General features: G+C 69.5%; 24 protein-coding genes and 1 tRNA gene. 13 read left to right on the top strand and 12 right to left on the bottom strand.

The window, feature by feature from the left end; all coding sequences use genetic code 11:
- The first annotated feature begins 72 nt into the window (after nt 1-72).
- Complete coding sequence (locus tag ACQUS7_RS03735; RefSeq protein ID WP_435144734.1) at nt 73-1827, top strand: DUF6798 domain-containing protein; 1755 nt, start codon at nt 73-75, stop codon at nt 1825-1827.
- Between the two features lie 291 nt (nt 1828-2118).
- Here the strand turns inward: ACQUS7_RS03735 and ACQUS7_RS03730 are convergent.
- Nucleotides 2119-2191 (bottom strand) — tRNA-Val (locus ACQUS7_RS03730).
- Between the two features lie 83 nt (nt 2192-2274).
- Here ACQUS7_RS03730 and ACQUS7_RS03725 point away from each other — a divergent pair.
- From ACQUS7_RS03725 to ACQUS7_RS03715, 3 genes are all read left to right on the top strand, one after another.
- Complete coding sequence (locus ACQUS7_RS03725; RefSeq protein ID WP_435144731.1) at nt 2275-2769, top strand: DUF192 domain-containing protein; 495 nt, start codon at nt 2275-2277, stop codon at nt 2767-2769.
- Nucleotides 2770-2935: 166 nt separating this feature from the next.
- On the top strand, nt 2936-4900 hold the full coding sequence (locus ACQUS7_RS03720) for an ABC transporter ATP-binding protein (RefSeq protein ID WP_435144728.1): 1965 nt from the start codon (nt 2936-2938) through the stop codon (nt 4898-4900).
- A gap of 256 nt (nt 4901-5156) precedes the next feature.
- Nucleotides 5157-6386: a phosphoglycerate kinase gene (locus ACQUS7_RS03715; RefSeq protein WP_435144725.1), complete on the top strand. Its 1230-nt coding sequence runs from the start codon at nt 5157-5159 to the stop codon at nt 6384-6386.
- On the opposite strand, the gene ACQUS7_RS03710 is transcribed toward ACQUS7_RS03715, so the two are convergent.
- Nucleotides 6348-6695, bottom strand: coding sequence for a hypothetical protein (locus ACQUS7_RS03710; RefSeq protein WP_435144722.1), 348 nt, complete (start codon nt 6693-6695; stop codon nt 6348-6350). The genes ACQUS7_RS03715 and ACQUS7_RS03710 overlap by 39 nt on opposite strands.
- Before the next feature lie 75 nt (nt 6696-6770).
- On the opposite strand from ACQUS7_RS03710, the gene ACQUS7_RS03705 reads away from it, so the two are divergent.
- Nucleotides 6771-7259, top strand: coding sequence for a metallophosphoesterase (locus tag ACQUS7_RS03705; protein ID WP_435144719.1), 489 nt, complete (start codon nt 6771-6773; stop codon nt 7257-7259).
- Between the two features lie 57 nt (nt 7260-7316).
- Here ACQUS7_RS03705 and ACQUS7_RS03700 read toward each other — a convergent pair whose 3' ends face one another.
- The gene (locus ACQUS7_RS03700; protein ID WP_435144716.1) at nt 7317-8396 is read right to left on the bottom strand and encodes a type II glyceraldehyde-3-phosphate dehydrogenase; all 1080 of its coding nucleotides are present in this window, start codon (nt 8394-8396) and stop codon (nt 7317-7319) included.
- 174 nt (nt 8397-8570) lie between these two features.
- Here ACQUS7_RS03700 and ACQUS7_RS03695 point away from each other — a divergent pair, with 174 nt between their 5' ends.
- Nucleotides 8571-9527 carry an aminopeptidase gene (locus tag ACQUS7_RS03695; protein ID WP_435144713.1) on the top strand — a complete coding sequence of 319 codons (957 nt, stop codon included), beginning with the start codon at nt 8571-8573 and terminating at the stop codon, nt 9525-9527.
- A gap of 66 nt (nt 9528-9593) precedes the next feature.
- Here ACQUS7_RS03695 and ACQUS7_RS03690 read toward each other — a convergent pair whose 3' ends face one another.
- Complete coding sequence (locus ACQUS7_RS03690) at nt 9594-10265, bottom strand: DUF7504 family protein (RefSeq protein WP_435144711.1); 672 nt, start codon at nt 10263-10265, stop codon at nt 9594-9596.
- A 177-nt stretch (nt 10266-10442) separates the two neighbouring features.
- Here ACQUS7_RS03690 and ACQUS7_RS03685 point away from each other — a divergent pair, with 177 nt between their 5' ends.
- The 6 genes from ACQUS7_RS03685 (at nt 10443) to ACQUS7_RS03660 (ending at nt 17935) form a co-directional block, all read left to right on the top strand.
- The gene (locus tag ACQUS7_RS03685; RefSeq protein ID WP_435144708.1) at nt 10443-11711 is read left to right on the top strand and encodes a Single-stranded DNA binding protein; all 1269 of its coding nucleotides are present in this window, start codon (nt 10443-10445) and stop codon (nt 11709-11711) included.
- Nucleotides 11708-13594: a hypothetical protein gene (locus tag ACQUS7_RS03680; RefSeq protein ID WP_435144706.1), complete on the top strand. Its 1887-nt coding sequence runs from the start codon at nt 11708-11710 to the stop codon at nt 13592-13594. The genes ACQUS7_RS03685 and ACQUS7_RS03680 overlap by 4 nt, the downstream gene beginning before the upstream one ends.
- Nucleotides 13595-14359 (top strand): metallophosphoesterase, encoded by a 765-nt coding sequence (locus ACQUS7_RS03675; protein ID WP_435127588.1) that lies wholly within the window; start codon nt 13595-13597, stop codon nt 14357-14359.
- 294 nt (nt 14360-14653) lie between these two features.
- Nucleotides 14654-15577 carry a coiled-coil protein gene (locus tag ACQUS7_RS03670; RefSeq protein ID WP_435127590.1) on the top strand — a complete coding sequence of 308 codons (924 nt, stop codon included), beginning with the start codon at nt 14654-14656 and terminating at the stop codon, nt 15575-15577.
- 132 nt (nt 15578-15709) lie between these two features.
- A complete protein-coding gene (sppA, locus tag ACQUS7_RS03665) occupies nt 15710-16726 on the top strand; it encodes a signal peptide peptidase SppA (RefSeq protein ID WP_435127591.1) in 1017 nt (338 codons plus the stop codon).
- Between the two features lie 54 nt (nt 16727-16780).
- Nucleotides 16781-17935, top strand: a complete 1155-nt coding sequence (locus tag ACQUS7_RS03660) for a DUF373 family protein (RefSeq protein WP_435127593.1) — start codon at nt 16781-16783, stop codon at nt 17933-17935.
- Here ACQUS7_RS03660 and ACQUS7_RS03655 read toward each other — a convergent pair.
- The 5 genes from ACQUS7_RS03655 to ACQUS7_RS03635 form a co-directional block, all read right to left on the bottom strand.
- On the bottom strand, nt 17932-18690 hold the full coding sequence (locus tag ACQUS7_RS03655) for a hypothetical protein (RefSeq protein WP_435144703.1): 759 nt from the start codon (nt 18688-18690) through the stop codon (nt 17932-17934). The two genes, ACQUS7_RS03660 and ACQUS7_RS03655, sit on opposite strands and share 4 nt — an antisense overlap.
- Nucleotides 18691-18758: 68 nt before the next feature.
- The gene (locus ACQUS7_RS03650) at nt 18759-19592 is read right to left on the bottom strand and encodes an aldo/keto reductase (protein WP_435144700.1); all 834 of its coding nucleotides are present in this window, start codon (nt 19590-19592) and stop codon (nt 18759-18761) included.
- Nucleotides 19593-19679: 87 nt separating this feature from the next.
- On the bottom strand, nt 19680-20444 hold the full coding sequence (locus ACQUS7_RS03645; protein WP_435144697.1) for a proteasome assembly chaperone family protein: 765 nt from the start codon (nt 20442-20444) through the stop codon (nt 19680-19682).
- A 102-nt stretch (nt 20445-20546) separates the two neighbouring features.
- Nucleotides 20547-20747 (bottom strand): RNA-protein complex protein Nop10, encoded by a 201-nt coding sequence (locus tag ACQUS7_RS03640; protein WP_435144694.1) that lies wholly within the window; start codon nt 20745-20747, stop codon nt 20547-20549.
- 30 nt (nt 20748-20777) lie between these two features.
- On the bottom strand, nt 20778-21578 hold the full coding sequence (locus tag ACQUS7_RS03635) for a translation initiation factor IF-2 subunit alpha (protein ID WP_435144692.1): 801 nt from the start codon (nt 21576-21578) through the stop codon (nt 20778-20780).
- Between the two features lie 315 nt (nt 21579-21893).
- Between ACQUS7_RS03635 and ACQUS7_RS03630 the strand changes: the two genes are divergently transcribed.
- Nucleotides 21894-22208 (top strand): hypothetical protein, encoded by a 315-nt coding sequence (locus ACQUS7_RS03630; RefSeq protein ID WP_435144690.1) that lies wholly within the window; start codon nt 21894-21896, stop codon nt 22206-22208.
- A 154-nt stretch (nt 22209-22362) separates the two neighbouring features.
- Here the strand turns inward: ACQUS7_RS03630 and ACQUS7_RS03625 are convergent, their stop codons facing one another.
- From ACQUS7_RS03625 to ACQUS7_RS03615, 3 genes are all read right to left on the bottom strand, one after another.
- Nucleotides 22363-22536: a 30S ribosomal protein S27e gene (locus ACQUS7_RS03625; protein WP_435127605.1), complete on the bottom strand. Its 174-nt coding sequence runs from the start codon at nt 22534-22536 to the stop codon at nt 22363-22365.
- A 2-nt stretch (nt 22537-22538) separates the two neighbouring features.
- The gene (locus ACQUS7_RS03620) at nt 22539-22820 is read right to left on the bottom strand and encodes a 50S ribosomal protein L44e (RefSeq protein WP_435127606.1); all 282 of its coding nucleotides are present in this window, start codon (nt 22818-22820) and stop codon (nt 22539-22541) included.
- Nucleotides 22821-22912: 92 nt separating this feature from the next.
- Complete coding sequence (locus ACQUS7_RS03615) at nt 22913-24037, bottom strand: DUF373 family protein (protein ID WP_435144686.1); 1125 nt, start codon at nt 24035-24037, stop codon at nt 22913-22915.
- Between the last annotated feature and the right edge of the window lie 106 nt (nt 24038-24143).

Genomic DNA, 24143 nt, shown 5'->3' with positions numbered 1-24143 from the left:
CCGTCGCTCCCCCGCGCTACGGCGCCGTTCGCAACCTGAACACTTATCAGTGCCAAGCCGCTGGCTACGCCAATGAGTGAGGCGGGGGGAGACGACGAACGGTCGGACGAGCGCTTTCTTTCCGGGGCCTACAGCCCTCGTCGGCTACTGACACTCGCGGCCGCCACGCTGGTGGCGTACCTCGTCACGACGCCGCCGGTGTACATCTACGGCCTCGGCGACCAGGCGAACCAGCTCCCCCTCATCAAGCACACGATGGACCCGTCGTATCTGGCGAACGACTGGGTCGTCGGCGTCCGAACCGGGTTCACCGCACCGAAGTTCTACTACAACCAGTTCGTCGCCGCCGTCGCCGAGGTAATCGGGCTTCCCGAGGCCGTGCTGCTGCTGTACGTGCTCTCCGTCGTCGCGATTCTCGTCGGCGTCTTCGTCTTCGTGAGGGAACTCGTCGGCGACGAACTCGCCGCCGTCCTCACGGTCGGGCTGCTGCTCGCCCATTCGGTCGCCATCCCCGGTTCGATTCCGTATCCGCCAGACCTCGGCGGCAACAGCCTGATTCAAAGCTACCTCCGTACCTCGACGCTCGCGAACGCCTTCGTTGTCGCCGGCATGGCGGTCGCCGTGAAAAAGCGATACAGGTGGGCGTTCGCCTCGCTCGGGGTCGCGACGCTGTTTCACGTCACGAACGGCTTCTGGATCGCGCTCACCGTCGGGCTGTGCACCGTCGCGGTGGAGGCCCGAGACGAGCTGCAGGCAGGGGACGTCAAGGGCGCAGCCGCGAAGATTCCCTGGGGCGCCGCGTTACTCTACGGCGTCATCTCGAGCGCCGTCGTGATTCCGCTGCTCATCGCGAACCTTTCTGCGGAGGCTGGGTTCGAGGCGGCGTATGTGATGGCGTGGATTCGACACCCGCACCACTACGTTCTGAGCACGTGGCCGGTTCTACTGACCGCGCTGACCATCGCGTTCATGGTCGGAACCGCGGCTGCGATGTACTACTTCAGGGAGCTGATATTCCCCGGTCCCGATGAGAGCGCGTTCGCGTTAACGTACGTCGCGTCTATCGGCGCAATCCTGTTTTTCGGCGGATACGTGTTCACCGAGGTCGTCCCGGTCGGCACGGTTATCAAGCTCACGCCGTACCGGACCGAGGACTTCCTGTACGTCGTGCTGTACGCCGGCATCGCCAAGCTGCTCGTCGTCGGGCTCCACCGGGCTGCGGACCGAACCGACTACGACGCGTCGACGTTCGCCACGACGTCCGCCATCGTCGTCGTCCTCGTCGCTACCGTGGCGTGGAGCACGCCGGTACTCATGATTCAGACCGGGACTGCCTCATTCGACTCGAACCTCGGGTTCAGCGAGGACACATCCGTCTCGGAGATCGCCACCGAAATCTACGTCATGACGCCGTCGTACGACGACGGACTCGGCCGAGCGTACAGGTGGATCGAGTCCGAGACACCGCGCGGAGTCGTCTTCCTCGCGCCGCCGTCCCAAGACGGGTTTCGGCTGGCGACCTCTCGCGCGCGGGTCGTGAACGTCAAATCGTTCCCGTTCCGGACCGACGCGATGCTGGAGTGGGAACGGCGGATGAACGCGGTCTGTGATGGGAACATCAGAGAGCTGGCGGCCGGAGAGTCATCGCTGGCACAGCAGTGCGACCAGGGGTTCAACACGATGTCCGAGTCAGAGATTCGGGCGGTCGCAGACGAGTACGGCGCGACGTGGCTGCTGACGAAGAACTCGACGTACGACTTCCAACAGGAGTTCTCAAGCGGCGAGTACTACGTCTACAGAATCAGCGCGAACGAGACCGCGACGTGACGTTCCGCGTGAACGGAACTCTCCCACGACCAACTGCGGATTGCTCACCCGAACCCGGCTTGAGGGACGACGGAAGTCGAGCGCCAGCGGTTCGGACACTCGTTCACTGACGGCCGCCACTCCGCCCGTAGGACATGGCTCGTTCACCGTCACCCGTCGGTGCGAAGAATCGGAAGTGGGCTCGGGCGGAGTTGAACCACGGTCGTTCCGCTCGCTGCGGTCGCTCCATTCCCTGCTTCAACTCCGTCTCACCCGCACGATTCAGCGCCCGCTGTCGCTCGCACAGAATCATGGGCTCGGGCGGAGTTGAACCACCGATCTCTTCCTTGTAAGGGAAGCGTCATAACCACTAGACCACGAGCCCGCAGATGACTCGACCGGGTGCTCGCGAATAACGCTTGTCTTTCGTCCCGACACGCTTTCGGTGTGCGAGACCGTTCCTCCGCCGTGAACCGTCTCCGTGCCGCGTCCGCGGTCGTGCTCGTCGCGGTCGCGGCCGCGCTGGTCGTCCCGACGGTGGCGCCGGGGCTGCTCGCCGGCGGCGACTACGAGCGGACGACGGTCGTCGCGTACGACGACAACGGGACGGAGCTCGCGACGGTCCACGTGCGCGTCGCGGACACGTACGCGAAACGGTACACCGGGCTGTCGGACACGGAGTCGCTCGCGCGGAACGAAGGGATGCTGTTCGTCCACGACCGCGAAGCCAGACACACCTACGTGATGCGGGACATGGCGTTCCCGCTCGACATCGTCTTCGTCGACGCGAACGGCACCGTCACGACGATTCACCACGCCGAACTCCCGCCGCCGGGAACCTCGGACGGCGAACTGGCCCCGTACCCCGGCCGCGGCAAGTACGTCCTCGAGGTCAGGTACGGCTGGACGAACCGCACCGGCGTCGACGTCGGCGACCGCATCGTCGTCGCCGGCGAGTACTGACGGCCACCGCTCGGCTACGTTCCCGGTGGCGGTGACTGCCGCCTGGGCGACTCCGGGCGGGTCCCGGCAACAGATGCTGCTTCGCAGGCCGTCTCGCTCCGCAGAAGCAGCGTGTTTCGGTTCGAAGCGAACGCTTTAGGGGACGCCGAGGTGTTTCGTCGTATCCATGAGTCATCCCGCTGACGAGGACGACCCGTTCGAGGACGTCCGGGAGAAGACGGACAACCCGATGCGGCGGCTGTTCTCGGAGTACGGCCGCGAGAACGCCTTCCAGTTCGTCGTCGGGTTCGTCGCCAGCGTCTTCGCCCGCGTCCTCGACCTCGCCCCTCCACTCGTGCTCGGTGTCGCCATCGACGCACTGTTCAACCCTGACGGGACGGTTTCGTACGCGCAGGCCGCCGCCAGCTATCTCCCGGTCGTCGGTCCTGCGACGCTCGCCGGCGTCGTCCCGGCGACCCGGGAGGGCCAGTTCTACCTGTCTATCGGCCTCATCTGCGTCGGCTTCTTCGGCGGCGCCGCGTTCCACTGGAGTCGGAACTGGGGGTGGAACTCGTTCGCGCAGAACATCCAGCACGACGTCCGCGTCGACACCTACAACAAGATGCAGCGGCTGAACATGGACTTCTTCGCCGACAAGCAGACCGGCGAGATGATGTCCATCCTGTCGAACGACGTCAACCGGCTCGAACGCTTCTTGAACGACGGGATGAACTCCTTCTTCCGGCTGTCGGTGATGGTCGTCGCCATCGCGGTCATCCTGTTTTCGAAGAACTGGCAGTTGGCGCTCGTCGCGCTGGTGCCGGTGCCGCTCATAATGTTCTTCACCTGGAAGTTCATCGAGACCATCCAGCCGAAGTACGCCGACGTCCGGTCGTCCGTCGGCCAACTGAACTCCCGGCTGGAGAACAACCTCGGCGGCATCTCCGTCATCAAGACGTTCAACACCGAGGACTACGAGTCCGACCGCGTCGACGACGTGTCGATGGACTACTTCGACGCGAACTGGGACGCCATCGGCACCCGAATCAAGTTCTTCCCCGGCCTCCGCGTCATCGCCGGCATCGGCTTCGTCCTGACGTTCTTCGTCGGCGGGCTCTGGGTGCTCCGCGGCGCGGCGCCGGGGCCGCTCACCGGCGACCTCTCCGTCGGCGGCTTCGTCGTGTTCATCACGCTCACCCAGCGGTTCATCTGGCCGATGGCGCAGTTCGGACAGATAATCAATATGTACCAGCGAGCGCGCGCCTCCTCCGCCCGCATCTTCGGGCTGATGGACGAACCGTCGCGCATCGCCGAGGACCCGGACGCCTCCGACCTCGTCGTCGAGGACGGCCGCGTCGTCTACGACGACGTCACCTTCGGCTACGACGCCGACGAGACCATCGTCGAGGACGTCAGCTTCACCGTCGACGGCGGCGAGACGCTCGCGCTCGTCGGCCCGACGGGCGCCGGCAAGTCGACGGTCCTGAAACTGCTGCTCCGCATGTACGACGTCGACGACGGCTCCATCACCATCGACGGCCAGGACCTCCGCGACGTCACCATCCCGAGCCTGCGCCGGAAGGTCGGCTACGTCTCACAGGACACCTTCATGTTCTACGGGACGGTCCGCGACAACATCGCCTACGGGACGTTCGACGCGGACGACGACGCCATCGTCGAAGCGGCGAAGGCCGCAGAGGCGCACGAGTTCATCACGAACCTCCCGGACGGCTACGACACCGAAATCGGCGAGCGCGGCGTGAAACTCTCCGGCGGGCAGCGCCAGCGGCTCTCCATCGCCCGCGCCGTCCTCAAAGACCCGGAGATCCTGATTCTCGACGAGGCCACCTCAGACGTCGACACGGAGACCGAGATGCTGATTCAGCGCAGCCTCGACGACCTCACCGAGAACCGGACCACGTTCGCCATCGCCCACCGGCTCTCGACCATCAAGGACGCCGACCAGATCGTCGTCCTCGAGGACGGCGAAATCGTCGAGCGCGGCGGCCACGAGGAACTCCTCGAAGCGGACGGGCTGTACGCGCACCTCTGGGGCGTGCAGGCCGGCGAAATCGACGAACTCCCGCAGGAGTTCATCGACCGCGCCACGAAGCGCGCCTCCCGCACCTCCACGGAAGCAGGCGACGACTGACGACGGCCACACGGTTCAGGAAGCGGCCCTCCGGTCCCCGAGGGTTCTTCAGTGAAGCCGCGGCCAGCACCCCCGTGCAGTGACTGCGACGGTGCGCCGGGCAGCGGGTGTGCGGCCCGACGGCGCATCTCGGTGCCGAGAGCGGGGCCGCCTGTCAGCCACCCGCCCGAGCCGCGGCCGTCCGGGCCGTCCCGCTGCCTCGCCACAGAGCGGATTTCCCGCCCTTTCAAGTCCGTCTCCGCCGACGGTTCCGTCGATGAGTTCCTTCCGGACGCTCGACGACCTTCCCGCAGAGCAGCGCGTCCTGGTCCGCCTCGACCTCAACTCCCCGGTCGAGGACGGCGCCGTGCAGGACAACCGCCGGTTCTCCCGGCACGCCGAGACCGTCGCAGAACTCGCCGCCGCCGGCCACCGCGTCGCGCTCATGGCGCACCAGGGCCGCCCCGGCCGCGACACGTTCGTCTCGCTGGAGCAGCACGCCGACATCCTCGCCGACCACGCCGGCGTCGACGTCGACTTCGTCGCCGACACGTACGGCGACGACGCGCTCGCCGCCATCCGGTCGTTCGACGCCGGCGACGTGCTGCTGCTCGAAAACACCCGGATGACCGACGACGAACTCCCGGAGAAACCGCCCGAGGCGCACGCCGAGTCCGCGTTCGTGGAGACGCTCGCCCCCGAGTTCGACGCCTACGTCAACGACGCGTACTCCGCGGCACACCGCGAACACGCCTCCATCGTCGGCTTCCCGCTCCGGCTGCCGAGCTACGCCGGCCGCGTCATGGAGGCCGAGTACGAGGCGAACACCGCCATCGCCTCCCGCGAGTTCGACGGCGACGTCACGATGGTCGTCGGCGGCACCAAGGCGACCGACGTCATCGGCGTGATGGAGGCGCTCGACGAGACGGTCGACCAGTTCCTACTCGGCGGCGTCGCCGGCGAACTGTTCCTCAGAGCCGCCGGCTACCCGGTCGGCCACGACGTCGACACCGACCTGTTCGACGACCAGTGGGAGCGCAACGAGGACACCATCCGCGCCGTCCTGGACGAGCGCCGCGACCAGATCCGGCTCGCCTCCGACCTCGCCTACGAGGACGACGACGGCGACCGGGCCGAAGTCGCCGTCGACGACGTCGACGAGAAGCAGCAGGCGTTCCTTGACGTCGGCTCCGACACCGTCGCCGACTACGAACCGGTGATTCACGGGTCGGACGCCGTGTTCGTGAAGGGCGCGCTCGGCGTCTTCGAGGATGAGCGGTTCAGCGTCGGCACCGTCGGTGTGCTCTCGGCCATCGCCGAGACGGACTGCTTCTCCGTCGTCGGCGGCGGCGACACCTCCCGCGCCATCGAACTGTACGGGCTCGACGAGGACGACTACTCGCACGTCTCCATCGCCGGCGGCGCCTACATCCGCGCGCTCACCGGCGAGCCGCTCCCCGCCGTCGAGCTACTGGAACGGAACGCGGCCGGCGACTTCGACGTCTGACCGCCTGAACGCCGGCTCGTCGTCTCCTTCGTCCGCCGACCCCTCGGCCTCGTCTCCGCCGTCGCGGTCGTCATCGCCGCCGCTACCGCCGGCGTCGTCGGGTGGCTCGTCTGCGTCCGTCTCGCCGTCCGCGTCGACCGCGGCAGCGACGCCGTTCAGCAGGCCGTGCGCCGCGAGCCAACCGCCCGGGAGCACTGCGCCCGGAATTGCGACGTAGCCGTACGGAGCGGCGGCGATGGCGTAACTGACGCCGTAGGCGGCGACCGTGACGCCGACGGCGACGGACAGCGGGTAGCGGTGGGGAACCATGGCGTCCCGTGTTCGCGGACGACGCAAAAACGCTCGGGTCGTCACCTTCTCGGGCCGGGCGGCCGAACGGCGACCATGTTCGTCGGAGTCGTTTCGGACACCCACGACAACGCACAGTACGTCGACGCAGCGGTCGACATGTTCGACGGGACGGTCGACGTGGTCGTCCACTGCGGCGACGTCGTCGCGCCGTTCTCCGCGACGCCGTTCGACGCCTCCTTCGACTTCTACGCCGTCCGCGGCAACAACGACGGCGAGTGGGCGCTCGCGGATGCCGTCGACTCGTTCGGGACGTACCTCGGCGAGATGGGCGAACTGACGTTCGACGGCGTCGAGTTCGCGGTGTACCACGGCACCAGCGAACCCATCGTGGACGCGCTCGTCGACTCGGGGCGGTACGACTTCGTGCTGCGCGGCCACACCCACGAGCGCGTCCACGAGGAGCGCGACGGAACGGTCCACGTCAACCCCGGCGGCGTCCCGATTCCGGACGCGCCGGACGACCCGGCGGCCGTCATCGTCGACACCGAAACCGGCGACGTGACGTTCGAGTCGCTCGGCTGACCGAGGAGCCGGAAAAGCGGGGCCGTGACCGCCGGACGCCGCTCGGTGAGCCGTCGGTCAGTCGTCGCCGTTGGCTCCCTTCGGGACGACGCGCTTGCGCTGGCCGGCGAACAGGGATTCGAGGCCGACGCCGAGCGTCTCGTCCGTCGTCGCCGTGCTCTGCTCTCGGTCCTCCCGGTCGAGGAGCGCGCGAACCGCGTCGACGTTCTCCGGGATGACGTCCGCCTCCTGGTGGACAGACTGGAACAGGTAGAGGTCGGCGCCCTGCGTCGAGATGGAGTCCTCCCAGACGCAGTTCTCCCAGAGGTCGCCGCGGGGCCGGCCGGCGTCCATCGCAAACTCCTTCAGTTTCCCGGTGCCGTCGATTCCGGCCTCCTCGGGCACCAAGAACAGCCGCGATTCGTCGTCGAGCAGGTCGCGGACCTCGTCGCGGTCGGGCGCCGACGACAGCGTCACGTTCACTGAGTGGAGGTGCATCAGCGTCGCCGGCACCTTCACGCCGAGGGTGTCCACGTCGAGCGACGGCAGCACCGTGTTCACGTCCGGGCCGTGGTGTGACGGGATCGTGACGGGGTCGGGGAGGATGTCGTTGATTGGGCCGCGTGACGTCTGCCCCGGGTCGCCGCCGCGGCGCACCAGCGTCACCCGGGCCTTCTCGACGCCGTACGCCTCGTTGAGCGGCGTGAGCAGCCGCGACAGCCCGGTCGTGTTACACGAGACGACGCGCGCCGTGTCGACGTCGGCGGCGGTGGCGTCCTCGTAGTTCGCGCGGGCGTTGAAACTGACGTCGGCGACGTCGGCGTCCTCGCCGCCCTGGAAGATGGCGGGCGTGTCGTACCGCTCGTACAGCGCCGCGTTGTCGGCGCCGATGCCGGACGGCGTCGCGTCGACGACGACGTCGGCGGCCATCACGAGGTCGTCGACTTCGCCGGCGAGGTCGATGCCGGCGTCGCGGAACTGCTGGGTGCGTTCCGGAATCGCGGCGTACAGCGGGTAGCCCTTCCGAACCGCGGTTTCGGCCTCGTAGTTCGGACGGGTCTTCGCGACGCCCGTCAGTTTCATGTCCGGCTGGGCGGCGACCGCATCGGCGACGCGCTTCCCGATGGTGCCGTAGCCGTTGACGCCGACCTGAATCATTAGTGGCGACTCGCCGCCGACCGCGGATAATCGTTTCGGAGCCCGGGGAAAGAAAGCAACTACAGAGCGAGTAAGAAGGCGGAATTCGGCGGATGCGGTCGCGCAAGATTCGCCGGGCAGTCGCGCCGGTCGGCTTTGGGAACACCTAACGGCCGCGACGCCGAAGCGGCCCGCATGGACGAGGAACTCCGCCGCGCGGCCGACACCGCGGTCCACCAGTGTCTCGGCCTCGGCACGGACGAGTCGCTCGTCGTCGTCACGGACGACGAACGCGAAGCCATCGGCGAGGCGCTGTACGACGTCGCCAGCGACGTCACCGACGACGCCGCCATCGTCCGGTACCCGCCGGGCGACCAGCACGGCGCCGAACCGCCCGAGCCTGTCGCCGCCGCGATGCGGTCGGCCGATGCCTTCCTCGCACCGACGACGAAAAGCTTGAGCCACACGCGCGCCCGCGGCGCCGCCTGCGACGCGGGCGCCCGCGGCGCGACGCTCCCCGGCATCACCCGCGACGTGTTCACGACCGGGCTGGACGCCGACTACGACGCCATCGCCGCCCACTGCGACGACGTCCTCGACCAGGTCGCCGACGCCGACGAGATCCGCGTCACCACCGACGCCGGCACGGACGTCACGTTCGCGCCCGGCGACCGCGAGTGGCTCGCGGACACCGGCGACGTCCGCGAGCCGGGCGCGTTCTCGAACCTGCCGGCCGGCGAGGTGTTCGTCTCCCCGACCGACGCGAACGGGACGTACGTCGTCGACGGCACCATGATGCCGCACGGCCTGCTCGGCGACGACCAGCGGCTCCGGTTCGAGGTCGAGGACGGCTACGTCACCGATATTTCGGACGAAGCCGTCCGCGAACAGGTCGAGGCCGGCGCCGACGAGGTCGGACGCGACGCCTACAACCTCGCCGAACTCGGCATCGGCACGAACGTCGGCGTCACCGACCTCGTCGGCTCCGTGCTGCTCGACGAGAAGGCCGCCGGCACCGTCCACATCGCAATCGGGGACGACGCCGGCATCGGCGGCGACGTCGACGCGCCGCTCCACCTCGACGGTATCGTCCGCGACCCGACGGTGTACGCCGACGGCGACGAGGTCACGCTGCCGACGGCGACGGCCTGAGCCGCCGAGCCGCTGCGTCGCGGTGTCGAGAAGAAACGGGGAGTGGCCGGGTCGGCCTCGGCGGCGTCAGTCGACGTAGCGAACCCGGTCGAACGCCGACCGGATGACGCTGACGGCGCGGTCGTCGTGGGCGTCCGGGTCGAAGTAGAACTGCGCGCGGGCGTTCGCCCGGTGGATGTCGCCGATGAGCGTCCGGAGGAACCGGAACGCCTCGCGCGTGTCGACGTACTGGAGCAGCGCCGTCACGGAGTCGAACGCGACGAACAGCGGGGCGTCGCCGGCCGTCTCGTTCAGGGCGTCCTGCCACTTCATGCACAGCCCCGTGAGGTCTCGCGGGTGCGCGCTCGCGGCGGCGAACGTCCCGCCGTCGGCCGCCACCTGCGGCCCCGGCGTCCCCGGGTTCCCGGTGGCGTCGACGACGAGGTGACACGGCGGCGCCGACCCGACGGCCGCACACCAGCGCCGGTGGACCGTCGCCGGGTCGGTCCGGTACGTGAACTCGACGACGGCGGCGTCGCGGACGAACCCCGTCATCGCCTGCCGCTTCAGCTCCGCCTGCCGCTCCGGGCCCGCCGACAGCATGACTAGCTCGGCGGTTCCGCGCGCCGGCCCGGCGTTCGGCGCGGCGTTCCGCCCGGTGGTCGACCGGGCGTCCGACTCGCCGCTCCGTTCGTCCGTCTCGGTTCGCTGCGCCTCGTCGCCGGGCCCCCCACCGGACCCGAATCCACTCCCGCTCATCGTCACGCCCGTACGACTCGGGGTTCGGTAGTTAAGCGTACCTGCTCGATTTTCACGCCTGAAAACCCCCCGACGGCACGGCACTTTGTTGTCTCCGTCTCCTCGCGAAACAAGCGTCGGCGCCGACCGCCTGGCGGCCGCGGAGCCTTTAACAGTCAGCGCGCGGAATTACCGCCGATGGATGTCGACAAGCACGCCGAGGAGCTCGCCTCCGCTCTCGGCGAAGACAAAACGGAGGTCAAGCGGGACCTGGAGAACCTACTGGAGTACAGCGTCCCCATCGACGAAGCGAAACAGTCAGTCCGCCGGAAGTACGGCGGCGGCTCGGGCGGCGGCGGCGCGACGCCGAAGTCGAAGAACATCGCGGACATCACGACGAACGCGGGCAACGTCACCGTCACCGGCCGCGTGCTGACAGTCGGCCAGCGCAGCATCCGGTATCAGGGCGACGACGTCACCATCCGCGAGGGCGAACTCGCCGACGAAACCGGCGTCATCAGCTACACGGCGTGGCAGGACTTCGGGTTCGAACCCGGCGACACCGTCACCGTCGGCAACGCCGGCGTCCGCGAGTGGGACGGCGAACCGGAGCTCAACATGGGCGAGTCCTCGACGGTCGCGCTCGAATCCGAGCCGCTCGACGTCCCGTACGACGTCGGCGGCGACCGCGACCTCATCGACCTCGAAGTCGGCGACCGCGGCCGCAACGTGGAGGCCCGCATCGTGGAGGTCGAAGAGCGCGTCATCGACGGCCGCGACGGCGAAACCACGATTCTCTCGGGCGTCCTCGCCGACGACACCGCCCGGCTCCCGTTCACCGACTGGGACCCGACGCCGGCCGTCGAGGAGGGCGCCGACCTCCGGTTCGAGGACGTGTACGTCCGCGAGTTCCGCGGCGTCCCCACGGTGAACCTCACCGAGTTCACCGCCGTGTCGCCAGCCGACGTCGACGTCGCCGACGAGGCCCCCGAGGTCACCATCGGCGACGCGGTCGACTCCGGCGGCATGTACGACGTCGCCGTCGTCGGCAACGTCATCGAAGTCCGGGACGGCTCCGGGCTCATCGAGCGCTGCCCCGAGTGCGGCCGGCTCGTCCAGAACGGCCAGTGCCGCAGCCACGGCGACGTCGACCCCGAAGACGACCTGCGCGTGAAGGCGATTCTCGACGACGGCACCGCGACCGTCACCGCCGTCCTCGACCGCGACATCACCGAGGACGTCTACGGCGGCACCCTCGAGGACGCCCTCGACGCGGCCCGCGAGGCGATGAGCCGCGACGTCGTCGCCGACGACATCCGCGAGGCGCTCGTCGGCCGGGAGTTCCGCGTCCGCGGCCACCTGTCGATAGACGACTACGGCGCGAACCTCGACGCCGCCGAGTTCGACCCGACCGACGAAGACCCGGCGACGCGCGCCGCCGACGTGCTCGCGGAGGTGCGGCGATGAGCGGCAGCGACGGCGGCGGCGACGACGGGCCGGGCAACCGCGAGGTCGCCCACCGCGTGTTCGCCGCCGAGTTCGACGACGCCTCCCTGGAGTACTCCGAGAGCGACGAGGAGCGCGCGCCGAACTACGTCGTCACGCCGACGGGGCTGCGCGTCAACCGGCTGTTCGCGGTCGGCGTGCTCACCGAAGTCGAGTCCGTGAACGAGCAGATGCTGCGCGGCCGCGTCGTCGACCCGACCGGCGCGTTCGTCACGAAGGCCGGTCAGTACCAGCCGGACGAGGTGGCGTTCCTCGACCGCGCGGAGCCGCCGGCGTTCGTCGCGCTCTCCGGGAAGGCGCGGACGTTCCAGCCCGACGACGCCGACGTCGTCTACACGTCGGTCCGCCCGGAGAGCCTGAGCCACGTCGACGCCGACACCCGCGACCGGTGGACCGTCTCCGCCGCGGAGGCGACGCTCGACCGGCTCGCCGTCGTCGGCCGCGCGCTGGAGATGGACGAGCGGGGCGACGCCCTCGAACGCAGACTCGCCGCGGCCGGCGTCCCGACGGCGCTCGCCGCCGGCATCCCGCGCGCGCTCGACCACTACGGCACCACGGAGCACTACCTCGAAGCCGTCCGGCGGCTCGCCGTCGAGGCGCTCGAAGTCGTCGCCGGCGACCGAGACGAGGTCGGCCGGCTCTCCACGAACCCGGCGGACGCCGGCCCCGACGAACTCGGCGCGCTCCCGGCGGTCGACTACGACTTCGCCGCAGCGGCCGAAACAGTCGAGGCCGTCGGCGCGGAAGCCACCGGACAGGCCGCGGAGGCCGCCGGGTCCGCGGACGCCGAACCGGGGGCGGACTCCATGGACTCCGCGGAATCCCCCGGCACCGCGGGTACCGCCGAATCCGCGGAGACCGCGGACGCGACGGAGTCTGCGGAAACAGCCGACGGCGCGGAGTCGGCGGCGACGTCGACGTCGGCGGCCGGCTCGACCGAGTCGGTGGTCGACGAGGCCGACGAGTCCGCCGCCGACGAGGCCGCAGAGCCCGCGGAAGCCGCCGGGCCGACCGGCGACGCGGACGTCGCGGAGGCCGACCCGAGCGCCGCCGCCGAACCGGAGCCGACCGAGGCCGCCGAAACGGCGTCGACGGTCGCCGCCGCCGACGACGATTCGGACGCCGCCGCCGACTCGGGCGGGTCTGCCGACTCGGACGGTCCCGGCGACTTCGACGCCGGCGACGCCGGCCTCGGCGACTTCGACGCCGGCGGCGCGGACGAATCCCCGACGACGGAGGAACCCGAATCCATGACCGAGAACGACACCACCGACGAATCCGCCGAGGACGGAGTCGACGAGGAGGAGTTCGAGGACGCGCTCAGCGACGAGGAGCGCGAAGCGGTCGAAGCGGAGCACGGCGTCGAGTTCGCCACGGGCAGCGACGTCCCGGACCCGGGCGAGGCCGGCATCGAGACGCCGGCGCCCGAGGACACGCCGGCCGGGATGGACGAGGACGTGGAGACGGACCTCACCACCGAGCCGGAGCCGTCGGCCGCCGAAACCGAGCCGGCCGCGGAGGACAGAGTCGGCGACGCGCCCGCCGACGACACGCCGCCGGCGGACCCCGACGTCGGCGAGCCGGAGTTCGACCCGTCGGAGGCCGAGCCGACCAGCGAGGCCGCCATCGACGAGGAGCCGCCCGAGGAACTCGACCTCGACGAGGCCGTCGTCGAACTGATGGACGAGTTCGACGAGGGCGACGGCGCGGCCCGCGAGGACGTCGTCGCCGCCGCCGTCGACCGCTTCGACGTCAGCGAGGAGGCCGCGGACGACGCCATCCAGGACGCGCTGATGAGCGGGAAGTGCTACGAGCCCGACGAGGCGACGCTGAAGCCCATCTGAATGGGCGCCGGCGACACGCTCGTCGAACCGATTCCCGACGCGCCGGCCGCCGTCGCCGACCTCGGCGACGAAACCGGGCTGCTGGTCGCCGACTACCACGCCGGCATCGAGGCCGGCCTGCGGTACGAACGCGGCGTCGAACTCGCTGACGCGGCCGACGAGCGACGCGACCGGCTGCTCGGCCTGCTCGCCGACGCCGACGCGGACCGCCTCGTCGTGCTCGGCGACCTCGGCCACCGCATCGGCGACACCCGCGACCGGGAGTACGACGAAATCGAGGCGCTACTCGACGCCGTCGGCGTCCCGGTGACGCTCGCGCTCGGCAACCACGACCCCGGCGTCGCCGACGCGTTCGGCGACCGGATCGACGTCACCGACAGCGACGGCGCCCGCCTCGGCGACGTCGGCGTCGTCCACGGCCACACGTGGCCCTCGCGGGAGGTGCTCGCCGCCGACGTGGTCTGCATGGGCCACGAGCACCCGTCGGTGCGGCTGGAGGACGCCGTCGGCGGCACGCGCGTCGAGCAGGCGTGGCTGCGCGGCCCGCTCGCCCCCGACCCGTTCGCCGAGCACGTCGACCTCGGCGGGTCGGCGTGGCGGCCGCCGGAACTCGTGGTGTTCCCGGCGTTCAACGACCGCTCCGGCGGCACCTGGGTGAACGTCGACGGCCAGTCGTTCCTGTCGCCGTTCCTCCCCGACGGGCTGGCTGCGGCGGACGCCTACCTGCTCGACGGGACGCGGCTCGGCGACTACCGGCGCGTGTAGGCCGCGCGGCCGCGACCCGCCGTGAAGCGCCGCCGGTTCGGCCCGGACGGCGACGAACCGCGTGAAGGCGTATCACACGTTCCCGGTGGTGTGAGACCCCGTACCACTTGTTTTCCGGCGAATCCACCGGAGGGTTTATGTGTGGGTGCCGTATAGATGTGAGTACCAGAACGCCTTCGGGCGTGGTGGCATCGATCGCTGAATGAACCGGTGTTCTCCCACAGTTCCGGACGCACGCAGGACCCCTGTAGCGTCCGCTTACCCCGAAGCAGTATGGTGTCGAGGTAACGAACCATGGTAACGAAAGAGGAAGTTCTCGAAGAGTACGGTCTTGACAAGCTTGAGGAATCGCGAAACGTCGAACTCGACGACGATAAACTCGAAAACGGCTCGAAAGGGCAGCTCATCAAACTCGCTGGGCAGCTCCGTGACCGCCGTAACGAGCTCAACCAGATGGCGTCCGAACGCGCGTCCAAGCGCGACGACCTGAACGCGAAGACGCGCGAGAAGGTCGACGAGGCGCAGGAACACCGCGAGAAGCGGGACGAGCTCAACGAGCAGGTCCAAGAACACAAAGAGAGCCGGAACGAGCTCAACGCGGAAGCGAACGAGCTGTTCGACCAGGTCGAGGAGATGAAACAGGATCTCGAGCTCGGCTCGGGCACCTCCATCGAGGAGCTCAAAGAGGAGATCGAGGACCTCGAGTTCAAACAGCAGACCGAAGTGCTCTCCACCGAGGAGGAGCGCGAACTCATCGAGAAGATCGAGAACAAGCGCGAACAGCTCGCAGAGAAAAAGGACAAGGTCGAGCAGAGCGACGAGCTCGAAGACCTCATCGAGGAGGCCGAGGAGGTCCGCTCGGAGGCGTCCCAGCACCACCAGAAGGTGACGGAGCTCGCCGACGAGGCCCAAGAGCACCACAACGAGATGATCGAGGCCTACCGGGAGGCCGACGACATCCGTGACAAGGCCGACGCGATGCACGAGCTGTTCGTCGAGGCGCAGGAGGCCGCCGACCAGCACCACGAGGACTTCGTGACGGTCCAGAAGCGGCTCCGCGAACTCGACAAGGAAGAGGAGGAAGAGCAGAAGGAGGAGCGCGAACAGAAGATGGAAGAAGAGCGGGAAGAAGCCGAGGAAATCTATCAGAAGTTCAAGGAAGGCGAAACCCTCGACACCGAGGACCTCATGAAGCTCCAGAAGACGGGGCTTCTGTAACCCGGCGCCGGATTCTCCGATTTCTGTTCTCTACTGACCACCGTCCGCGAGCGGCTGCGCCGTCGGTCGGCGGGAGCGACGAAGCCCCTTCGTCGCACCCGGTTTTACGTCGCCGGCGCCGCACTAGCCGGTATGGCTGATTCGACTGTCGACTCGGCGGTGCGGTTCGTCGGGCTGGTCGTCGCCGCCGTGGTCGCGGTGGTGCTCGGCTACGTGGTGTTCGTCCGGTTCCCGGGCGACACCGCCGAACTGCTCGGCGTCCTGTTGACCATCGCGTTCGCGCTGTTCGTGGTTCGGCTCGCCGGCTCCGCGCTCGCCTCGAAGTACGCCGACTACAACGTCGCGGAGGTCGGCGTCGACGGGCCGATCACCCGCGACGGCTCCGGCGGCGGCGGGCTGCCGTCGTCGCCGACGACGCCCGGCGCCGACGACATCGTCGACCAGATCGAGCAGGCGGACGACGACCCGAACGCGGAGGCGCTGCTCGTCCGGCTGAACACGCCGGGCGGCGAAATCGTGCCGAGCGAGGACATCCGGCTGGCGGCCGAGCGGTTCGACGGCCCGACCGTGGGCTACGCGACCGACACCTGCGCCAGCGGCGGCTACTCCATCGCGGTCGGCTGCGACGAGCTGTGGGCGCGCGAAGGGAGCGTCGTCGGCTCGATCGGCGTCATCGGCTCGCGGCCGAACGTGAACGAGCTCGCCGACCGGCTCGGGGTCAGCTACGAGCAGTTCACCGCCGGCGAGTACAAGGACGCCGGGATGCCGCTGAAGGAGATGACGCCGGACGAGCGCAGCTACCTCCAGGGAATCGTCGACGACTACTACGACCAGTTCGTCGCGGACGTCGCCGAGGGCCGCGACATGGACGAACAGGACGTCCGCGACACCGAAGCGAAGGTGTTCCTCGGCGCGGAGGCGCACGACCGCGGCCTCGTCGACGAGCTCGGCGACCGCGACGCCGTACTCGACCGCATCGAGGACCGAATCGGCGCCGAGGCGGTCGTCGAGGAGTTCACGCCGAGCCGCGGCCTGGCGGCGCGGCTCCGCGGCGGCGCGCAGTCGGTCGCGTACGCGCTCGGCGCCGGCGTCGCGAGCGGCCTCCCGGGCGACGCGGACGCCGAGGAGACCGTCGACTTCCGATTCTGACCGGCGTCCCGACCAAGTGGAGGGTTTTTGGCCCGGGGGGTCTACGGTGCAGCCGTGACGACCCTGGTCCTCTGTGTGGACCGCTCGAACGACGTCGGCCGGAAGGCCGGCGTCACGACGCCGGTCGTCGGCTGGGAGGCGGTCCGGTCGCTCGTGACCGACCTCGGCCTCGCCGACCCCGAGGACGCCGGCGTCAACTCCCTCCTCGAATCGCTCCGCGTCACCCGCGAGCTCCAGGACGGCGGCGAGGACGCCGTCGTCGCCGTCATCTCCGGCGGCGGCGACTCGGCGGTGCGCGCAGACCGGGCGCTCGCCGCCCAGCTCGACGACGTGCTCGCGGACGTCGACGTCGACGGCGCGGTCGTCGTCATCGACTCGGCGGCCGACGAGCGCGCCGTCCCGATGGTGGAGTCGCGGCTCACCGTCGACTCCGTCGACCGCGTCGTCGTCCGGCAGGCGCACGACATCGAGTCGACGTACTACCTGCTGAAGCAGTTCATGGCCGACGAGGAGCTCCGCGAGTCAGTGCTGGTGCCGGTCGGCATCGGGCTGCTCATCCTCCCGGTGCTGCTGTACTACTTCTCGACGGCCGTCGCGATGGCGGGGCTGGCGTCGCTGCTCGGCGCCGCGCTGCTGTACTACGGGCTCGGCATCGACGAGTTCGTCGAGGCGGCGCCCGACCGGCTCCGGGAGGCGCTGTACTCCGGGCAGGTGTCCGTCGTGACGTACGTCGTCGGCATCGGCCTCACCGTCGTCGGCGCCTTCCTCGGCGTCATCGAGGCGTCACCGGTCGGCGGCGCGGCGTTCGTCGCGGCGATGCGGTTCGCGTACGCCTCGGTGCCGTGGCTGGCGCTCGCGGCGCTCACCGCGTCGTTCGGCCGCCTGCTCGACGAACTCATCCGCGACGAAGGGGTGCGGACGCCGTACCTGAATCTGCCGTTCGGCGTCGTCGCGGTCGGCCTCGTGATTCGGGGGTTCGCCGGCTACTTCCTCGAACGGGAGGCGCAGCGGCCGCCGCTGGAGCTGTTCGGCGTCGCGTTCTCGCCGACCCAGCGGCTCGCGCTGTTCATCGTCGCCGGCATCCTGCTCGCGCTCGCCGGCGTCCGCGTCGCCGCCAGCGTCTCGGACGACACGCTCGACGACGTCATCGACGAGGAGGGCGGGGACGGCGCGAGTGCGAGCGGCGGCGGAAGCGGCGACCGGCGCTAGCTACCGTTCCCGCCGTCGGAGCCGGTCGGCCGAACGACGTTCGCGAGCGCGACGAGCACGCCGAGCAGCCAGCCGACCGGGACGGCGAGCGCGAACCACATCACGGCGTACGCGACGCCGCGGAGTTCGAACCGCGCCTGGAGCCGCGCGCCGATGCCGCCGACGTCGAGGACGTTCTCCAGCAGCCACACCGCGACGTACTGGCTGTTCGGGAACACGACGTCGCCGAGCGCCGGCGAGTACAGCGCGGCGATGACGGGCGGCAGCAAGAACGCCGTGACGGCGGCCGGATACGCGAACGCGACGCTGGTCAGGCGGCCGCCGACGCGGGAGAATCCGAGGGCGGCGACGGCGGCGACGGTGGCGACGGCGCCCGCGGCGCCGACGGCGACGAGTCCGTGGAACGGGAACTCCCTGAGCCACGCCGCGACCGTGAGCAGCCCCCACGTCAGAACCGACACGAACACGACGCCGACGACGCCGAGCCGGGCGACCGCCGAGTCGACGCGGGCGGCGTAAAACCGGGTCGCGAATCCGAACAGCAGCAGCGGGTAGAACACGGCGACGAGCGGAACGCCGAGGGCGGCCCACGCGTAGTACGCCGCCGTCTGCGGGCCGGTGTCCGGCGTCCACTTCCCGACGACTCTGCCGGGGTCGAGCTGCCGCGGGAACAGCAGCTCCATCCACGTCGCGTGGAGCCGCGCGATGTCGATTCTGACTGCGTCGACGAGCCCCGGCGACGAGCGTCGTTCCATCGACCGGGAAAAGAGGGGGGCGGCGATTGAAGGTTTCGCTCGAACCGCCGACGTGTCAGCGGCAGTACCTACTGGTTCCAGGGACCGAAGTCCGGGTCGACCTTCCGGGTTTCCGTCTCGATTCCGTCGATAGCGGCGACGTCCTCGTCGTCCAGGTCGACGCCGAGCGACCCCCAGTTGTCACGGATGTGTGACTCGCTGGTCGCCTTCGGGATGGCGGTGACGCCCTTCTCGCGGAGCCACGCGAGACTCACCTGCGCCTCGCTGACGCCGTGTTTCTCGGCGACCTCCGAGAGCACCGGCACGTCGAAGACGTCGCCGCGCGCCAGCGGCGAGTAGCCGACGACCTCGACGCCGAGGTCGGCGCACGCCTCGCGGAGCGCCTCCTGCTGGAGCAGCGGGTGGAGCTCCACCTGGTTCGCGAAAATCGGCGCGTCGGAGACGTCGACGGCGGTCTCGACCTGCTCGGGCAGGAAGTTCGAGACGCCGATGCGGTCGATGCGGCCGTCGTCGTACAGTTCGTTGAACGCTCCGAGCGTCGCTTCGGCGTCGTACTCGCCGGCCGGCCAGTGGACGTACAGCAGGTCGACCGAGTCGACGCCGAGCCTGTCGAGGCTCTCCTCGGTCGTCTCGCGGACGTCCTCGGGCGCGAGGTTGTCTGTCCACACCTTCGTCGCCAGGAACACGTCCTCGCGGTCGACGTCGGCGCGTTCGATGCCGTCGCCGACCGCCGCCTCGTTACCGTAAATCTGTGCGGTGTCGACGTGGCGGTACCCCGTTTCGAGCGCCGTCTGCACCGCGGTGCGGCACTCCTCGGGGTCGTCGTTCTGCCACGTCCCGAGGCCGAGCATCGGCATGCCGTTCGCTGACGGGACGTCGTCGGGAGAAAGCTCTGAAGCCATCACGCGAACCAAGGGTCCGCGGTTAAAAGGACCTTGCGAACGCGGGTGTCTCCGCGGCCGGCGTCGAGGCGCGTCGCGGACGCGGTTTCAGCCGATGTAGCGCAGTTCGTCCTCGCTCGGCATCCCTTCGCCGCCGCCTTGCATCTCCTGAATCTTGCCGACGACGTCCTCCATCTCGTCGGCGCGCTCTTCCAGGTCCGCGAAGTCGACGTCGAAGCCGAGCACGGTTTCGAGCACTTCGAGCACCGCCTGCGCGCTCTTCGGGTCGACGAGGTAGCCCGAGGTTTCCCCCATCAGGCAGGCCGCGTCGAGGCCGCGACGGCCGCCCAGCCCGAGAATCAGCCCGGAGACGCCGACGATGCCGCCGGCCGGCTCGTCCTCCCGGAACTCGACGCCGGCGTCGGCGAGCGCCTCGCCGTCGGCGCTGTCGGTGCGGGCGCCGAGCACGCCGTACTCGTCGTCCTCGATGAGTTCGCCGGTCGGCACGCCGCCGAGCGCGAACGCCCGCTCGCAGCCGAACTCCTCGGCGACGTCGAGGAACGCCGTCGTCAGCGTGTAGTGGCCGTCGTTGCTGGCCGCCTGGTGGTCGCCGGTCAGCACCAGCAGGTCCGTGCCGTCGGCGTCGACGTGGTGGAACTCGGCGTGCGTGAGTTCGGCGACGCCGTCGTCGTCGACGGTGACCTGCGGCGGGAAGTCCCGGGCGTACACCCGGCGGACGAGTTCGCCGTCGAACTCCTCTACGAGATGCTCCGCCGCGAGCTTCCCGACGTGCCCGACGCCCGGCAGCCCCTCGATGAGCACCGGCTCGTCGAGCGACGGGTCCGCGACGACCTCGATGTCGATATCGTCCATACCTGTGTCAGCGGGGCGGACGTCATAAAGACGCGTCGGCTCGCAGCCGCGCTCGGCGGGTTGACGGCGTCGCACGCGACAGTCGGCGAGCCGGTCAGTCCGTCAGTCGTCGGCGCTGTCCGGATCGTCGCTGCGGCGGCGAGCGCGGCGCCGGTAGTCGCCGTACGGGTCCTCGGGGTTGAACGGCGCCGGCGCGGAGTTCACGGCGTCGGCGCCGCAGTCGGGGCACCGGTCGCCGAGCGTGTACACCGGGCGGTCGTGCGCCGTCTCCCACGCCGAACAGGTCTTGATGTCGGATTTCATCGGTCAGTCGGGCCGCGGCCGCCGGCGGCGTTACTCCTCTTCGGTCTGCTGTTCGCGGTGGAACGACCCGGAGCCGCCGGCGGACTCGATGGAGACGCGCGCGCGCTCGGCGCTCTCTTCGAGGTGGGTTTCGGCGGTCTTGTAGTCGGGCGCGCGCACCCGGATGCGGTACTCCGGCGACCCGACGTACGAGACGTCGAGCTGGACCTCGTCCGGGATCTCACCGTTGCCTTCGGCGGCCTTCAGCGCCTCCTTCACCGCGTCGACGCCGTCGGCTGTCGGGCACTCGATGTCGACGTAGCCCGTGACGTTGACGTACGGCACGGAGACGTTCTCGCGGGCCGTCTCGACGATCGCTTCGATGTCGTCGTCGTCCAGCCCGACGTCTTCGAGCGCCTCCGCGCCGTGGATGGCGGCCTGCTCGAAGCCGTCGTACATCGAGCCGAACTCCGAGTACAGCGCCTGCGCGATCTCGGTGTACCGCTCGTCGTCGACGTCCTCGCCGAACGCGATGGTCATCCACTTGTCGGCCTTCCGCTCGTTCTTCCACTCCTGGATCTTGTCCGAGCGCTGGTGGTCGTTGACGTCCTTGATGGACAGGTCGATCTGCTGGCTCGACTCGTCGACGTCGAGCACCTTCGCGACGACGCGCTCGCCGACGTTGACGTGGTCGCGGATGTTCTTGATCCAGCCGGAGGCGACCTCGGAGACGTGGACGAGGCCGCGTTTGTCCTCGTACTCGTCCAGGTCGACGAAGACGCCGAAGTCGGCGATCTCGTCCACTTCGCCGACGACGAGTTCGCCCTTCTCGGGCCAGCCCGTGAATTTCATGTCCGGACGTAACGACCGGAGGCTAATACGGTTTCCTACTTTCCGAGCCGCGCCGCCGCCGCCACACCCGCCGACCGCGGCGCGGTCACCGGCTTCCGCGACCGACCACCCACTGCACGTCCCGTCGACCGGTCACTCGGCGGCGGCGCGCGGCCCCTGTCGCTCACCCGCGGCGCGCGGCGGCCGTGCTGTGTCACGGCCGCGAGCGCGCGAGGGGCGACCGAGGCGAGCGACGCGAGCCGAGGGAGTCGGCTGGGGAGGGCGAGGCGACGTGAACCGACAGGGTTTACGTGCGACTGGCTGCTATCCACTCACATGGGAATCGACCCTGCTGAGTACGACGACGTGCAGGACGCGCTCGAAGCCGTCGAAGAGCGCGCGGAAGGCGTGGGGGCGACGGAGGTCCTCACCGACGAGTTCGTCGCCGACCACACCGAGTTCTCGTCGCTCGAAGCGTTCGTCGACGCCAGCCCCGTCCCGTCGGTCGCCGACCTCGACGCCTCCCCGACCGGAGCACTCGACGAGTTCGTCGCCGACCACACGGAGTTCGTCGACTACGACAACATGATCGACACCGCGGTGTCCGACTGGGTCGACAGCGAAATCGACCTCGCCGTCGGCTCCGCCTGAGCCGTCGCGCCCGCGACGCGGTCCCGGCTTCGTCCGTCAGTCCCCGATTTTTCGTGTCGCCCACCGACCCACAGCCGAGGCTAGCGGTCAGCGTCGACTGGCGGAGAGAAACGGTCCGTCGCCGCGGTCCCCGCAGAAACCGCGGAAAACGTGGTTATCGCGCTTCGACGGTCTCGACGACGTCGCCCGCGAGCTCGGCCTCGCCGCCGGTCGGAGAGGCGAGCGTCGTGCCGCAGACGGCGCAGTTCACCGCGGAGGCGGCCTTGCTGAACAGGACCTGCTCGTTCTCGCAGTCCGGACACTGGACGCGAATGAAGCTTCCTGCCATGGTTACTCCTGGAAGGTGAGGCGGCCGGCGCGCCATCCCTCGCGCATGTGGGCCTTCCCGCAGTCACCGCAGCGGTACTTGAGGTGGGTCTTCTTCGTCGGCTTGTCGCCACCCGGCACCTTCGAGAACTTGCCGGCGTTCCCGATGACGGACGTCCCGCGGGCCTGCTGGCGGTCGGTCCACTTCATCCCGGTCTCCCGGCCGCGTCGGACCTTCTCGACCTCGTGTTCGTGGTGCTCGTTACAGTGCGGACAGTACGTGTTCATGCGACGTGGCATCTCCATAGCGGAATCTCCTCTTGCGGATAGCTTCTGCATCGGCGCTTAAAACGCATTTGGTCTCGCCGCCCGGCGTGCGACACTGCCACACGGCGGGGCTACGCCGGCTCGGCCTCGGGGGCGAACCACGACTCCGCGACGGCGAACGTCAGCGTCGACAGCACCCCGAGCAGCGTCCCTGCAGTGAGCGTCGCTGCGAGCCTGTCCAGCGCGAGCGGCGTCACGCCGGCGGCCGGCGCGACCGGCAGGAAGTAGCCGGAGAGGCCGTACAGGACGACCGCGATGGCGACCACGTAGAACGGCGCGTTCAGGTAGCGCCACCGGAACCGGTCGGCGAGGTACTCGTCGGTGACCTGCCCGAGCGACGACGTGATGCCGGCGGCGGCCGCCCACTGCACCGCGGCGTGGACGAACACGGCCGCGGCGTTCTCGACGGTCAGCGACCCGGCCGCCTCGCTCACCGCGGTCAGGGTCTCGTACCCCTGGACGCCGCCGACGACGAGCAGCGCGAGCGCCACGACGTACGTGATGATGGTGACGCGGCCGGCGTACAGGCTGTTCCGGACGCGCTCGGCGGCGGTGTCGACGGTCTCTTCGAGTCCGAGCCCGCGGAACAGCGTGTACAGGCCGAGCAGCGCCGACACGACGCCCAGCACCGCCGCGCCCGGGATTTCGAGCAGCCCGGCGATGACCGAAAACGGGTAGACCAACAGCAGCACGCCGAGCGGCACTAGGATGGTGCCGCGGGTCTCCGGGTCCGCGAGCACCTGCTTCATCGTGTAGTACATCGACTCCAGGTCCTGCGCCTGCCGGACGACGACGCGCCGAACGCCGTCGAGCGGCACCCGCGACCGGATGACCGGCAGCACCGACTCGTCCTGCGCGCCGTCCGTGATGACGACCGCACGGACGTCCTCCGCGGTCGACAGCGCCGCCAGCACCGTGTCCACCTCCTCGCCGACCTTCCGGTTCGCCTGCACGTCCGACCCGTCGACGCCGGTGACGGCGGCGACCGCCACCTCCTCGTCGACGGCGTCGTCCGCGAGCAGCTCCTCGTAGGCGTGCACCGCCTGGAACAGGACGTTCACGTCGGAGTCCTCCGGGTCCGCCGTCGCGAGCGCGACCGCCGCCGCCTCGACCTCCTCGCGGCCGATGACGGGCGTCGACAGCCCGGTCTTCCGGCCGAGGTCGTCGTCGAGGTCGACGGGGAGGACCAGCAGCATCACGCGGACCTAGTGCACTACGGTATATCTGTTTTCGGGGAGCGCCCCGAAAGTGGACGTTCGGAGAGCCGCCCGTCGCCGGCGCGAGTCAGGCCGGCCAGTCGTT

The sequence above is a fragment of the Halobaculum sp. P14 genome (assembly GCF_051195155.1).
GTDB lineage: Archaea > Halobacteriota > Halobacteria > Halobacteriales > Haloferacaceae > JBNTKA01.
This window is presented reverse-complemented; position numbering and strand designations above follow the sequence as displayed.